Consider the following 13934-nt stretch of genomic DNA (forward strand, 5'->3'; position numbering starts at 1 on the left):
GTCAGACGCACTTTCGCAGGAAGGAACGGAGGTCTTCGGCGAACAGGCCGGGGACCTCCATCGCGGGGAAGTGGCCGCCGGTGTCGTACTCGGCCCAGTGTGCCACCGGCCCGTCCTGCAAACTCCGGATCGTGGTGTCCCCGGCGAAGACGGCGATCCCGCGAGGCGGACCGGCGGGCGCCTCGTCCCACTCGCCTTGGGACAGCTGCCGGTAGACCTCCATGCCTTCGTACACGGCGTGCGCGGAGGAGGCGCCCGCGCCGGTGAACCAGAACAGGCTCACCGAAGTCAGCAGGTGATCGCGATCGACGGCGTCGTCCGGCAGTTCCTTGGCCGGATCGGTCCACTCGGCGAACTTCTCCACGATCCACGCGAGCTGGCCGGTGGGGGAGTCGTTCAACGAGTAGGCCAGCGTCTGCGGCCGGGTCGCCTGAAGGTGCAGGTAGCCGAGGCCGTCGGATTGGAACCGGTTGAAGCGCTCTCCGCGTTCGCGGTCCTTTTCGCTGAGGCCGTCCAGTTCGACAGCGGGCCCGAACGGCATACCCGCGCTGGTCCCGGTGAGGTGCACGCCGACGACCCGGTGCGGGGCGATCATCGCCAGGATGCCCGCGACCCCGGCGCCGGCGTCGGTGCCGTGGACGCCGAAGCGTTCGTAGCCGAGGCGGTCCATGAGCGTGGTCCACGCCTGCGCGACGCGGAAGAGGTTGCCCCAGCCGGGGCCGCTCACCGGGTTCGAGAATCCGTAACCGGGCAGGGACGGGATGATCAGGTGGAACTCGTCGCTGAGCTCGCCGATGACCTGCCGGAACTCGAACGGCGAGCTCGGCCAGCCATGAGTCAGGAGCACGGGTAGCGCGTCCGGGGCGGCCGAGCGGATGTGCAGGAAGTGGATGGTCTGGCCGTCGATTTCGGTGGTGAACTGCGGGAACTCGTTCAGCTCCGCCTCATGGGCACGCCAGTCGAAGCCGTCGGCCCAGTACTCGGCGAGGTTCTTGAGGTACGCGACCGGGACACCTCTGCTCCAGCCGCCGGTGACCTCGCGCGGCCAGCGGGTGCGGTTCAGTCGGTCCTTGAGGTCGTCCAGTTCGGCCTGGTCGACGGCGATACGGAAGGGCTTGATGTCGGTCATGGGGCTAGATTAGGAACAATTGCGGAAAGGTTCGTTCCGCGATTGCGGACAAGGTGGGATTCATGGCGGAAACTTCGGCGAGACTGCTGCGGCTCCTGTCGTTGCTGCAGGCCAGACGACACTGGACGGGTCCGGAACTGGCGGAGCGGCTCGACGTCACGACCAGGACCATCCGGAACGATGTCGAGCGGCTACGCGGCTTGGGCTATCCGGTCGACGCGACTCCCGGCGTCTCCGGCGGGTACAGCCTGGGCGCCGGCGCGGCCATGCCGCCGCTGCTGCTCGACGACGAGGAGGCCGTCGCGGTGGCGATGGGCCTGCGCACGGCCGCGGGCGGCACGATCGCGGGGATCGAGGAGACGTCGGTCCGCGCGCTGGCGAAACTGGAGCAGGTGCTGCCGTCGCGGCTGCGGCGCCGTGTCGAGGCGCTGAATTCCGCGACTCTCGCGGTGCAGGGCGGTGGCCCCACCGTCGACGCCGAGGTGCTCTCGGTCATCGCCAACGCCTGCCGTGACCGCGAGACCCTGCGGTTCGATTACGTGGGACACAACGGATCCGAGACGCGGCGGCAGGTCGAGCCGCACCGCCTCGTGCACATGAGCCGCCGGTGGTACCTCGTCGGCTGGGACGCCGACAGGCAGGACTGGCGCACGTTCCGCGCGGATCGCATGCGGCCGCGTACGCCCAACGGACGACGTTTCGAGGAACGCGAACCACCCGAAGGCGGCGTGGTCGCGTACCTCCAACGTGGTGTGGGCGCGGCGCTGTGGCGGCACCACGCGACGATCCGGCTGCACGCCCCGGCCGCCGAAGCCGCTGCGAAAGTGCCGCCCGCCGTCGTCGTCGAAGCCGTCGACGAGCGGACCTGCCTGCTCAAGGCGGGCGCGGACACGCTGGAGTATCTGGCGCTCTACCTGGGTCTGCTCGATACCGACTTCGACGTCGTCGACTCGCCGAAATTCACCGGGCACCTGCGCAAACTGATCGGGCGGTTCAGCCGCGCGGTGGACTCTTGACGTCGAAGACCAGCTCCGGGCGCTCCCAGGTGATCTTCGGCGGGCTGGGCGGCACGACCCCGACGCGACGGGCGCCCATCCGCTCGTAGAACCCGGCGGCGGGCGGATGGGAAACGACGCGGATCTCGGTCATGCCCAGGCCTGCGGCCTGCTTGAGCATATGCTCCACCAGCCACGCGCCGATGCCCGTGCCCTGTGCGGAATCGGCGACGAACAGCAGGTCCAGCTCGGCCGGGTACTCGATGAGGCTGTAGAAGCCGACCACGTCCCGCTGCGCGTGGGCGACGAACGCGGGATGGGTGGCGAGGTAGTCCTCGGTGACCCGGTAACCCTCGAGGATCGACGCGTACTCCCCTTGATAGGCGGCCGATTCGTGCATCAGCGCTGTCACCTTGCCTGCGTCGGAAGCGCTTGCCCTGGAGATGCGGTAGCTCGTCACGAGCGCAGCTTAGAACGTCACACCGACAGTTCTTGACCTCCAGTTATCTGGAGGTATGAAGCTGGGCGCAGTCAACTGGGGAACGAACTGGAGGAACGAGATGAAAGCGGCCGCGTTCACGGAAGCCGGTGGCCCGGAAGTACTCCGGGTGCTGGAGCTGGAGGAGCCGCACGCCGGGGCGGGGGAGGTCCGGGTGCGGGTGAAGGCGGCGGGGGTGCAGCCGTACGACGCGGCCGTGCGGGCGGGCTGGGAACCCGCGGGGCTCGACCTGAGCTGGCCGCGTGTCCCGGGGAACGAGTTCGCCGGAGTCGTCGACGAGGTCGGTCCGGGGGTGACCGGCCTCGTCGCCGGGGCCGAGGTGCTCGGCTTCACCGCCGTGCAGGCGTACGCCGAGTACATCGTGGTGCACGCGGAGAACGTCACGCCGAAGCCGGCGGAGATGCCGTGGGAGGTCGCGGGCGGCTTCACGGCGGGGACGCAGACCGCCTATCTGGCGCTGGACGGCCTCCGGGTCGCCCGTGGCGAGACGTTGCTGGTCCACGGGGCGGCGGGCGCGGTGGGCACGGCCGCCGTCCAGCTCGCCGTGTTGCGGGGGGCGAGGGTGATCGGGACGGCGAGCGAGGCGAACCAGGAGTACGTCCGCTCGCTCGGCGCCGAACCGGTGGTCTACGGCGACGGCCTCGCCGACCGGGTGCGTGCTCTGGCGCCGTCCGGCATCGACGCGGCGCTGGACGGCGCGGGCGGGGTCGCCTTCGACCTGTCGCTGGAGCTGGTCGGGAATCCGGACCGCGTGCTCACCCTGGTCGAGCACGCCCGCGCGCCCGAAGCGGGGGCGCGAGTGGTCACCGGGACGCGGTCGGCGGAGCGGCTCGGGATGCTGGCGTCGTTGTACACCAAGGGGGAACTGCGGTTCCTGGTGCGGCGGACGTATCCGTTCGGCGAGGCCGCGGCGGCGCATCGGGAGATCGAGACCGGGCACGGGCGGGGCAAGGTCGTGCTGACCTTTCCGTGAGCCTCGTTCCGGCTGCGGTTTGATGCCGGGTCCGGTCCGTGAAGGCCTCCTTGAGGGACTCTGGGTCCCTCAAGGAGGCCTTCACGGACTTCAGGCGGATAAGGGCGCTGGTGCCGAGTCCCGCGCTTACCGCAGCTTCCGGACCACCCCGCGCACCACGAGCGGCGCGACGATCGCCACGAAGAGCACCAGCGCCGCCCAGCCCCCGAAGCCGCCGAAACCGCCTTCGTCGTAGGCGGCCGGTGCGGCCTCCCGCCAGTTCTTCGAGCCGCCGCCCGCCGACTCCTCGTCTGGGTTCGCCGTGGCGGTCGCGATCTTGTCGCCGGCGGCCGGACCGGTGCTCGGCCCGGCGGAGGTCTTGGGACCCGAGGTGCCCGCCTTGGGTTTGCCGTCCGGGTTGATGATCCCGCCGGTCACCAGCGGGTCGGGCGGGCTGGCGGCGCCGGCGCCGAGGCTGCCGTGGAAGGTCGGGTTTCCGCAGTTGCCCGCGTTGAGCTGCTTCGCCGGCCGTCCGGTGAGCCGTGCGTTGGAGTTCATGATCTCCTGCGACAGGTTCGGCGGCAGCGGCGAATAGCCGATCCGGGCCATGTTGATCTGGCCGTCGCAGGCGACGTGTTCGAGGAACGCGGTCATCGTGTCGGTCTTGCCCGGGTCGCCGTAGCCGCCGCGGCAGGTGTCCCGGCCGCTGGTGCAGGGCATCATGACGTACGAGTACGCCGAGATCGGATACGACTTCGGATCGGTGTTCGAGTAGACCTTGTCCAGTTTCTGGCTCAGGTCCGGCCGCAGTTCCGCGTGCTTCAACGCGGCCGCGATGTTCTCCGCGTAGGGCTGCGTGTACTGGCCCGCGCCGTTCTGCACCCACGCCGCCGGCACCTTGTAGAGCTGGGCGTAGGCGAATTCGTCATAGGCGATGGAAAACGGGATGCTGCCCGAACCCACGGACTTCGCGATCTGGTCCGAGTCCGCGAGCAGCCGGTACCACTCGGCGTCCGGTCCCTGCCCGGGAAGCTGGATGGGACGCACACCCGACGGCAGGTTCCCCATGCCGTTCCCGACGTTGCGGGAGACGAACCGGTTGTAGGCGGCCGGTGCGGCGTGGGCGATGAAGTCGTAGAACAACGCCGTCGTCCCGGATTGCCCGGTCCTGCCGACCAGCGTGATGGGCTGATCGGGCAGCGGCTTGCCGCCGTTGGTCGCGGTGATGGCCGGATCGCTCCAGCGGGTGATGTCCCGGCTGAAGATGCGGCCGATCACCTCCCGGGTGAGGTGCAGGTAGTCGACGCGCTTCCCGCCCTGGTCGGTCACGTTGTACATCACGGCGACCGCGCCCGCGACGTCCGGGACGTACTGGTAGCCGCGGGTCTGCGCGGAAAGGCCGCCGCCACCGGCCGCGATGAGCGAGGACACCTCGGCCTCGGTCCCGCCGAAGTCCACCGTCCGGTCGCCGTACTGGTTGACCCCGGCCGGGGAGTTGGTGGCCGAGTAGTTGACCGGGATCCCGCGTGACGTCGCGCCGTTCTGCCAGTCGTTCATCGCCGGGCCCACGTAGCTGGAGCCGGAGCCGGTGACCCTGGACAGCGCCGCGGCGCCGGGAGTGATCACCAGCGACAGCAGCACCGTGACCCCGCCCAGCGCGGCCAGCCGCCGGATCATCCGAATCGCCCGTTCACGTAGTCGAAGGTGCGCTCGTCCGACGGGGCGTTGAAGATGGTGTCCGTCGGACCGTGTTCGATCACCCGGCCGGGTTCGTTCTCGGCCGCGAGGAAGAACGCGCAGTGATCCGAAACCCGTTGGGCCTGCTGCATGTTGTGCGTGACGATCACGACCGTCACCTCGTGCCCGATTTCGGCGATGGTCTGCTCGATCCGCCGGGTCGACGTCGGGTCGAGCGCGGAACAGGGCTCGTCCATCAGCAGCACGTTCGGCTGCACGGCCAGCGATCGCGCGATGCAGAGCCGCTGCTGCTGACCGCCGGACAGCGCACCGCCGGGGGAGCTCAGCCGGTCGCGGACCTCGCGCCACAGCCCGGCTCGTTCGAGGCTCTGTTCGACGAGCGCGTCCTTGTCACCGCATTTGACGCCGGCGAGCTTCAGTCCGGCGAGCACGTTGTCGCGAATGGACATCGCCGGGAACGGGTTGGGCTTCTGGAACACCATGCCGATCCGCAGGCGCACCTGCTGCGGACGCGTCCCGTCGGCGTAGATGTCCTTGCCGTCCAACAGGACCTCGCCGGTCAGCGACGCCGACGGCACCAGCTCGTGCATCCGGTTGAGGATGCGCAGGAAGGTCGACTTGCCGCAGCCGGACGGGCCGATGAGCGCGGTCACCTCTTTCGCGGGCATCCGCAGCGAAACCCCTTCGAGCACCAGGCGGTCGCCGAACCAGGCACCGATCTCGCGGGATTCGAGTTCCGCCGCGCCGGGCGGCGGACCGCCGGTCAGTGCCACCAGCGGGCGCGCCGGACTGTCCACATAGGACACTTCAGTGTCGGTCACCGGTTCTCCTGTGTCTTGACGGTGGTTCTCTTCGCCTTGCGTTTCGACCGGTCGCGGCCCACCACGCGGGCGATCGCGAACAGGCCGAAGATGAGCAGGATCAGCACGAGCGCGCCGACGTAGCCGCGCTGCTGGACGTTCTCCAGCGGCTGTTTGATGAACCGGTAGATGAACAGCGGGATGCTCTCCTGCGGATCGGAGAACGGGTTCGCGTTCATCCCGAGCGCGCCGAATGAGGTGAACAGCAGCGGCGCGGTTTCACCGGCCACCCGCGCGATCCCGAGGATCACGGCGGTGGTGACGCCGGTCCGCGCGGTCGGGAGTACCACCGACCACACCGTCCGGGCCCGGCTCGCGCCGAGCGCCAACGACGCCTCGCGCAGGCCGTCCGGGACGAGGCGGAGCACGACGTCCACGGTCCGCGTGACGGTCGGCAGCATGACCATCGTCAAGGCGAGCGTGGCCATCATCCCGTTGTAGCTGAACAAGCCCACCCCCGCCTGGATGCCCGGGATGATCAAGGCCGCGTAGACGAACAGACCGGCCACAATGGACGGAAGACCGCTCATCGCGTCGACCATGATCCGCACCGGACGGCGGAACCGGGACCGGGTCTCGTTCAGGAAGACCGCGGTGAGCACGCCCAGCGGGACGACGAGGACCAAGGTCAGCGCGGTCTGCTGCAAGGTGCCGATGACGGCGTGCAGGCCGCCGGTGTCGGTCACCGGATCGGTCGGCGCGACCGTGGACATGTCGTGGGTGAAGAACGCCGGCCGCAGATAGGGCGCGCCTTCCGCGACGATGTAGATCAGCAGGGACAGCAGCGGCGCGAGGAGGATCAGCGCCCCGCTGACGACGACGGTGGAAACCAGCCGGTCCGACGCGGCGAGTCTGCCCAGCCGGTCGCGGGTGACCAGGTAGAGCATCGACAGGTACAGCAGGTACGCGACGACCAGGTCGGCCAGCCAGCCGGGGGAATCCAGCAGCAGATGCATGACGAACCAGGTGAGCAGCGTGGCCGACACCGCGCAGCCGAGCGCCGCGAGCCGGTCCTGCCTGGTCGTCTCCGACGGACGGCGTTTGACGAGTTTGCGCGGGGAAGGGGTGGCCGGGGGAGTCAAGGTCGTGGTCACGCGTCCACCCCCGCGCCCGAACGGCTCTTGGAAATGATCACCGACGCGGTGAAGTTCGTCGCCAGGGTGAAGACGAACAGCACCAGTCCCGCGGCCATCAGCCCGGACAGCGCGAGCCCCGACGCGCCGGAGTTGTTGGCGATGAACCCGGAGATCGTCGCGCCGCCGAACTGGAGGACGTGCTTCGTGATCTCCGGAACCTGGGGCAGCAGCAGGGAAACGGCGATCGTTTCGCCGAGCGCGCGGCCGAGCCCGAGCATCGAGCCACCGATGACGCCGCCTCGGCCGAAGGGCAGGACCACCGTTCTGACCATTCCCCACCGCGTGCTGCCCAGCGCGAGCGCCGCCTCCTTCTCCCCGGGCGGCGTCTGCGCGAACACCTCCCGGATCACCGAGGTCGTGATCGGGAGGACCATCAGCGAGACCACCAGACCCGCGATGAACATGGACTGGATGTACAGCGCGTTCTCCTTCGACGAGAACAACGGGAACCAGTCGAGGTTTTCGGTGAGCCACAGCGAGACGGGCACGATCTGCGGGCCGAGGAAGGCGAACCCCCACAGGCCGTACAGCAGGCTCGGGATCGCGGCGAGCAGGTCGACGAGCCCGGTCAGAAACCCGCGGATCCGCCCGCTCGAGTACTCGGTGATGAACAACGCCGCCAGGATGCTCAGCGGGACCGCGATCAGGATGGCGATCAGCGCGACCACGATGGTCCCGTAGAGCAGGCCCAGCACCCCGAGTACGCCCGATGCCGGGTCGAACCGGATCGTGGTGAAGAACCCGAAACCGCTGGCGTCGAAGGCCGGCCCGGATCGGTAGACGAGGAAGAAGCCGATGACCACGAGGATCGCCAGCATGGTCAGCCCGGCGCCGGTGGTGACGCGGCGGAAGGCGCGGTCGGCCCGTGACAGGACTTCGGTGATCACCCGCCGCACCGGGGTTCCGGGTGGGGACGGGTCGGGCCGGGGTGGCGCGATGGTCACGGGCGGCCTTCCTTCGTGTTGGCAAGTAAAGGAGTTCAGGGCACACCACGTCGCCCCTCGATGCGGCCAGTATGTGGTGCCCGCAGCCGGGAAAGGTGTCCACTCGGGGAACGCCCGACGGGGCGTTTGTGAATCAGTGCGGCCATCCGGTCCGAGCCGGTTGACCCCGAACGGGTGACTCGTGGACGTTGGATCCCGTGAAATCTGGGGAGTCGTCCGTGTTCCTGGTCCGTGCGAGACGAGCCGGGATCGTGCTGATCTGCGGGATGCTGGCGGTCGCGGGGGTGTCCGTCCCCGCCGCGCAGGCGCAGGCGCCCGCCAATCCGCCGTACAAGCTCAAGACCGAGCCCGCCGATCTGTCGGCGGTGCAGAACGGCGATCCACTGCGGATCACGCTCTCGGGCCTGCCCAAGGGGGCGAAGGCGAAACTCGTCGTCTGCCCGAAGGACGTGCCGGACAATCTCATGAAGAAGGTGTACGTCCCGCCGTGGAGCAAGGACAGCACGCTGCTCACCCGGGTGCAGGCCTACTGCCAGGACGAATTCGGCGACGAATTCACCGGCAAGGCCGCGGGAATGCAATCGATGGAAAGGGTGCGGAGCAGCACGACCGGCGACATCGTCTTCGACACGACGATCCCGCGCGGTGCCTTGCGCCCGCACGCGGTGGCCTGGGATCCGCTTTACACCACTTATGAGAAAGCGGTGAATCCCGGCGACAAATTCCCGAAGGTGCCGTGGGCGGACAATCCCGTCGTCGTCGACCCGGTGACCGGCGCGAAGACCAGAAGGCAGTTCTCCTTCACCTGTGACGAGAACAATCCGTGCACCGTCACGATCCAGATCACCGCGCAGGACGCTGCGGGCAAGACGGTGACGTGGGTCGACGAGTCCCTCAAGTTCACGCCGTACCTGCCGGGGATCGGGGTCAAGGGCTGCAAGGGGATCGGCCGGAACACGCTCAGCGCCAGCATGCCGGAGCGGCTCGGCCGGACCGCGGTCGCCTGGAACCAGGCGCTGTGCGCGCCCACACAGTCCGACCAGCCCACCAACATCGTGAGCGAGACCGAAGACGTCGGGCTGACCGCGTTCGACAAGGGCGCCTCCGATCTCATGATCACCGGCAGCGGGAACGCGCTGGCCGCGCAGTCCGTGCGGTCCAGGGAATACGTCCCCGTCGGGATCAACGCGGCGGTGATCGCCGCGGTCGGCTGGTCCCCGACCGACGTCAACGACGGGGGCAGCCCGCTCAATGCGAAGTTCACCGGAGCCCTGTCCTTCGCCTACGACGAAGTGGCGAACATGTTCACGAAGGGCGGGCAGGTCCCCGACGCCGACGGGCGCGGCGGCATCTTCAAGAACGGTTCCCCGCTGGTCACCAGGAATCCGGCGCTCGCGGCCATCAAGGACGGTCAGCCCGCCGGGGTGATCGCGGTGAACGCCCGTTCCGGTTACGGCGGCAACACCGACTTCTTCGGTGCGACGGGAGAGTCCGGACCGGGCACCGTCCCGTTCACCCTGAGCCGGGCTCTCGTCCGATCGGCACCCGAAGCCTGGGTGTTCCCGAAGAAGGGGGAGGGCTACTTCGGTGCCCTCGACGGGAAGTCGCCGGGGGTGATCGCCGATCTGAGCGCGCTGGACCCCGGCAGGTTCCGGATCAACAACGTCGACGCGAAGACCGGTCAGCTGTCGGTGCGCAAGACCGTCGACAACGCCCTCGTCGGCAGGGGCGCGGACTGCGCCGGCGGCTGCATGAACTGGGTGATCACCGACCTCGCGACGGCCACGATCAACCGCTGGACGCCGGTGGCGCTCCCGGACGGCAAGGGGAACTTCGTCGCGCCGACCGAGCAGAGCCTGCGGCTGGCGGCCGACGCGATGAAGATCGGTGCCGACGGAACGGCCGAGACCGGCACCGTTTCCCAGGACGGCGCGTATCCGCTCACCTTCGTCGAGTACCTGGCCGTTCCGGTCAACCCGTTGATCGACGCGAACTGTCAGCCGATGAAGGAGAAGCAGGAGCAGCTGAAGTCGTTCGCCAACCTCGCGGCCGGATTCGGGCAGTCACTGCTTCCTCCCGGGATGGTCCGGTTGAGTCCCGCGCTGGCCGCCACCGCGGGCCAGCGCGTCGCGAAGATCGGTACCGGCACCGCCGAAAAGGCCTGCCAGGAGAAGGAAGAGGCGAAGAACCCGCCGCCGGCGGGCGCGACCGGCGCCACACCGGTCGCCAATTCTTCCTTGGGCGGCCCCTCCGGGGGACCCGGTTCGTCGGCCGGCACGCCGGTGGCGGCCGCCACCGGACCGGCGCCCGCGGTCGCCCCGTCCCCGGAAAGCGTGGCCGCGGCGAAGAACCTCGCCGAGTCGATCGACATCCCGAAGTTCGCGGGTACCGGCGCGCTCGGAGCCCTGATTCCCTTGGTGGCGCTGGTGATCCTGGCGACCTTGCCGTCCGCGACGGCGTACCTCGCGGCCGGTCGGCCGGTGCCGTCCTGGCTGACCAGGGCGCTGGCCGGGATCGGTGCCGCGTTCGCCCTGCTGTTCGCTCTCCTGCGCCGCAAGCTCTCGGGTGGCGTGGCGTGAGCACGGAGGTCGAAGAAAGGGAGTTCCTGCGGTTCGGCCCCGGCTGGATCGGTGCCGTCGTGTTCGCGTGGCTGGTCACCACCCTGGTGGCGCTGGCGCTGGTGGTCTACGCGCTGGGCCCGATGCTGCAGTCGAGTGATCAGCGGAAGGCGCTGACGGAGATCCGCGCCGAGATCGGCGCGGCGCTGGGTGCCAGCCAGAGCCTGTTCGGCGCGGCACCGCCCGCCGAACCCGTCGAGTTCGGCAAGCCGGTCGCCGTCCTGGAGATCCCGGCCTTGAAGGTGCAGCAGGTCGTCATCGAGGGCGCGTCGAGCGGCGAGACCGCGTCCGGACCCGGTCACGTCCCCGGGACGGCCGGGCTGGGGCAGCCGGGCAACGCCGTGATCGCCGCCCGCAACGCCGGGTTCGGCGGCCCGTTCGGCTCACTCGACGCCTTGGCGAAGGGTGACGAGATCGTCGTCGCGACGACACAGGGCAAGTCCGTCTACCGGGTGACCGACACGGCCACCCGGTCCCTCGACGAGGGCGCCGACTACGGCAAGACCGAGAACGATCGGCTGACGCTGGTGACCTCGGCGTCGTGGTGGCCGCTGGCCTCGGCCGAAGCGACGGTGGTGACCGCCGCGCTGGAGGGCAGGCCGTTCCGCCCGACCCCGCAGAACGGCAAGGCGGACGCACAGGACGGCCGGACCGGCGACGGTGACGCGTGGGCCGGGCTGGTGCTGGCCTCCGGCGGATTCGTGGCGGCGGCGGCCGGGGCGACTTTCCTTTATCGCCGGTGGCGTCCGGTTTCGACCTATGTCATCACCGGGCCGGTCCTGCTCACTTTCGCCGCGCTGGCGGCATTGGCGCTGTGGCGGCTCTTTCCGGCTTGGGCTTAATCCAGGATTTCGGTCTTTTCGGGCCGGACTCGCTCTCAGCATGTGGATCTTCGCCCGTTCCCGACTTTGGTCGGTGGACTGATCACCGACAGCTCTTTAGATTCTCCCCATTACACCCGGTCAGGGGTAACTCATTCGGGCAACCGAAGGAATTCTTCTGACGGAGTGTCATGCCACCAGCGTGCTTTAGCCGGAGCGCGACTGGATTGCTGAAAACAGGGAGAGTTCGATGAGCAGATTCAGCCGGGTGGTCACATGCTCGGTTCCGGTCGCGGTCGGCGCTTTGCTGCTGTCGACCGCGGTGTCCGGTGCCCAGCCGTCGGAGGAGGCGCGCACGCAGACCGGGATCACCGCACTGCAGAGCATCAAGAAGAGCCTCACCCCGGCCGAGCGCAAGCAGTCGAGCCAGCTCGTCATCGAGAAGCGCCTCCGCGCCGACAAGGGCCTGGCGGGCAAGCTGCCCGAGTACCGGACCGGGCTGGGCGTCAGTGACGCCGGCACGGTCGCGGTGGACATCAAGGGCGCCGGCCAGTCACTCGTGGACGCCGTCAAGGCGGCCGGTGGCACCGTCCGCCACGCCTCTCCCGCCGGTGCGATCCGCGCCGACCTGCCACTGAACGCCGTCGACACGATCGCCGGACGCGGGGACGTCGCCGAGGTCAAGGCCGCTTCCCAGGCCATGACCTGGAACGAGTCCGCCCCGCAGGACCGCCGCCAGGCCGCCGCCAAGCAGACCGCCGCCGCGCTGCAGGTCGCCGAGGGCGACAAGGCGCACGGCAACGACACCGCCCGCACCAAGTACGGCGTCACCGGCGCGGGCCAGAAGGTCTGTGTGCTCTCGGACGGCATCAAGTCGCTCAAGGCGTCCCAGACCGCCGGTGAACTGCCCGCCGTCGACGTCCTCCCCGGCCAGGCCGGCAGCGGTGACGAGGGCACCGCGATGCTGGAGATCATCCACGACATGGCGCCCGGCGCCGCCCTCGGTTTCGCGACCGCGTTCACCAGCGAGCAGAGCTTCGCCGACAACATCCGCGCGCTGCGCACGACCGGCAAGTGCACGATCATCGTCGACGACGTCTCCTACTTCGACGAGTCGCCGTTCCAGGACGGCCCGGTCGCGCAGGCCGTCAACGACGTGACCGCGGCGGGCGCGCTCTACTTCTCCTCCGCCGGGAACTCGGGCAACCTGACCGACGGCACCAGCGGCTACTACGAGGGCGACTTCCGCGGCTCGGCCAGCAAGATCTCCGGGATCACCGGGACGCCGCACGACTTCGACCCGAGCGGCACGACCCAGCTGTACAACGCGCTCTCGCCGAACTCGGTCGGCCGCTACGTCACCCTGTTCTGGTCCGACCCGTGGGGCAAGGCCACCAGCGACTACGACCTGTTCGTCCTGAACTCGTCCGGCTCGGTCGTCGCCTCCAGCGAAGGCTCGCAGAACGGCACCCAGAACCCGTACGAGATCGCCCAGGTCCCGGCGAGCGGCTCGGGCTTCAAGGTCGCCGTGGTCAAGTACAGCGGCTCCGACCGGTTCATCGCGCTCAACGTCATCCGCGGCCGCTTCGTCACCTCGGGCGCGCTGAAAGCCTTCAGCACCAACGGTGTCACCTCCGGCCACTCGGCAGCGGTCAACGCCTTCAGCGTCGCGGCCGCCCCGGCCGCCGGTGCCTTCGGCCGCGCGCTCGAGACCGGTGACCCGGCGAACCCGGCAGGCCCGTACCCGGGTCTGTTCACCGCCGCCAGCAAATGGGAGCGGTTCACTTCGGACGGTCGCCGTCACCAGTTCTACAACCCGGACGGTTCGGTGATCACCCCCGGCAACGTGTCCTCGACCGGTGGTGCGACGCGGAACAAGCCGGACATCACCGCGGCCGACGGCGTCGCGACCTCGGTGACCGGTTTCCAGCCGTTCTTCGGGACCTCCGCCGCCGCGCCGAGCGCCGCCGCCATCGCCGCGCTGCTGATGCAGGGCAAGCCGACCGCCACCCCGGCGGAGATCCGCACGGCGTTGACGTCGACCGCGATCGACCTCGGCGCCCCCGGCTTCGACCCGGTGACCGGGGCGGGCGTGATCATGACCGATCCGGCGCTCGCCGCCCTCGGCGTCGCCCCGAAGTAGTTGTCGAGGGGTAAGGCAAAGGTGTCGGGTCGCGGGGATTCGCTCGCGGACCGTGGGGCGGCCGGGGGGGGGGGGGGGGGGGGGGGGGGGGGCGCGGGCGGCGGGGGGGGGGGGGGGGGGGCGGGGCGGGGGGGGGGGG

11 protein-coding genes are annotated in these 13934 nt (G+C 69.5%); 5 read left to right on the forward strand and 6 right to left on the reverse strand.

From position 1 onward, the window contains the following. Position 1: 1 nt before the first annotated feature. Positions 2 to 1129 (reverse strand): epoxide hydrolase family protein, encoded by a 1128-nt coding sequence (locus ACIHAO_RS08965; RefSeq protein ID WP_396555990.1) that lies wholly within the window; start codon positions 1127 to 1129, stop codon positions 2 to 4. A 62-nt stretch (positions 1130 to 1191) separates the two neighbouring features. On the opposite strand from ACIHAO_RS08965, the gene ACIHAO_RS08970 reads away from it, so the two are divergent. Continuing rightward, on the forward strand, positions 1192 to 2145 hold the full coding sequence (locus ACIHAO_RS08970; protein ID WP_396555992.1) for a helix-turn-helix transcriptional regulator: 954 nt from the start codon (positions 1192 to 1194) through the stop codon (positions 2143 to 2145). Here ACIHAO_RS08970 and ACIHAO_RS08975 read toward each other — a convergent pair. After that, the gene (locus tag ACIHAO_RS08975; RefSeq protein WP_396555994.1) at positions 2123 to 2584 is read right to left on the reverse strand and encodes a GNAT family N-acetyltransferase; all 462 of its coding nucleotides are present in this window, start codon (positions 2582 to 2584) and stop codon (positions 2123 to 2125) included. The two genes, ACIHAO_RS08970 and ACIHAO_RS08975, sit on opposite strands and share 23 nt — an antisense overlap. 100 nt (positions 2585 to 2684) lie before the next feature. Here ACIHAO_RS08975 and ACIHAO_RS08980 point away from each other — a divergent pair, with 100 nt between their 5' ends. Next, the gene (locus ACIHAO_RS08980; RefSeq protein ID WP_396556064.1) at positions 2685 to 3596 is read left to right on the forward strand and encodes an NADP-dependent oxidoreductase; all 912 of its coding nucleotides are present in this window, start codon (positions 2685 to 2687) and stop codon (positions 3594 to 3596) included. A gap of 126 nt (positions 3597 to 3722) precedes the next feature. Here ACIHAO_RS08980 and ACIHAO_RS08985 read toward each other — a convergent pair whose 3' ends face one another. From ACIHAO_RS08985 to pstC, 4 genes are read right to left on the reverse strand one after another with little or no spacing between them, the layout of a single operon-like run. Next, a complete protein-coding gene (locus ACIHAO_RS08985; protein WP_396555996.1) occupies positions 3723 to 5252 on the reverse strand; it encodes a substrate-binding domain-containing protein in 1530 nt (509 codons plus the stop codon). Further along, positions 5249 to 6046 carry a phosphate ABC transporter ATP-binding protein gene (locus tag ACIHAO_RS08990; protein WP_255433378.1) on the reverse strand — a complete coding sequence of 266 codons (798 nt, stop codon included), beginning with the start codon at positions 6044 to 6046 and terminating at the stop codon, positions 5249 to 5251. Before ACIHAO_RS08990 ends, ACIHAO_RS08985 begins: the two co-directional genes overlap by 4 nt. Before the next feature lie 44 nt (positions 6047 to 6090). After that, positions 6091 to 7227 carry a phosphate ABC transporter permease PstA gene (gene pstA, locus ACIHAO_RS08995; RefSeq protein WP_396555998.1) on the reverse strand — a complete coding sequence of 379 codons (1137 nt, stop codon included), beginning with the start codon at positions 7225 to 7227 and terminating at the stop codon, positions 6091 to 6093. Next, the gene (gene pstC, locus ACIHAO_RS09000; RefSeq protein WP_125800498.1) at positions 7224 to 8213 is read right to left on the reverse strand and encodes a phosphate ABC transporter permease subunit PstC; all 990 of its coding nucleotides are present in this window, start codon (positions 8211 to 8213) and stop codon (positions 7224 to 7226) included. Before pstC ends, pstA begins: the two co-directional genes overlap by 4 nt. Before the next feature lie 218 nt (positions 8214 to 8431). Here pstC and ACIHAO_RS09005 point away from each other — a divergent pair, with 218 nt between their 5' ends. The 3 genes from ACIHAO_RS09005 to ACIHAO_RS09015 all read left to right on the forward strand — a co-directional run bounded on the left by ACIHAO_RS09005 (position 8432) and on the right by ACIHAO_RS09015 (position 13795). Beyond that, complete coding sequence (locus ACIHAO_RS09005; RefSeq protein ID WP_396556000.1) at positions 8432 to 10792, forward strand: hypothetical protein; 2361 nt, start codon at positions 8432 to 8434, stop codon at positions 10790 to 10792. After that, positions 10789 to 11673 carry a sortase gene (locus ACIHAO_RS09010; protein ID WP_396556002.1) on the forward strand — a complete coding sequence of 295 codons (885 nt, stop codon included), beginning with the start codon at positions 10789 to 10791 and terminating at the stop codon, positions 11671 to 11673. The genes ACIHAO_RS09005 and ACIHAO_RS09010 overlap by 4 nt, the downstream gene beginning before the upstream one ends. A gap of 229 nt (positions 11674 to 11902) precedes the next feature. Then, on the forward strand, positions 11903 to 13795 hold the full coding sequence (locus ACIHAO_RS09015) for a S8 family peptidase (protein ID WP_396556004.1): 1893 nt from the start codon (positions 11903 to 11905) through the stop codon (positions 13793 to 13795). Positions 13796 to 13934 lie beyond the last annotated feature (139 nt).

The organism is Amycolatopsis sp. NPDC052450 (genome assembly GCF_044547565.1).
GTDB lineage: Bacteria > Actinomycetota > Actinomycetes > Mycobacteriales > Pseudonocardiaceae > Amycolatopsis.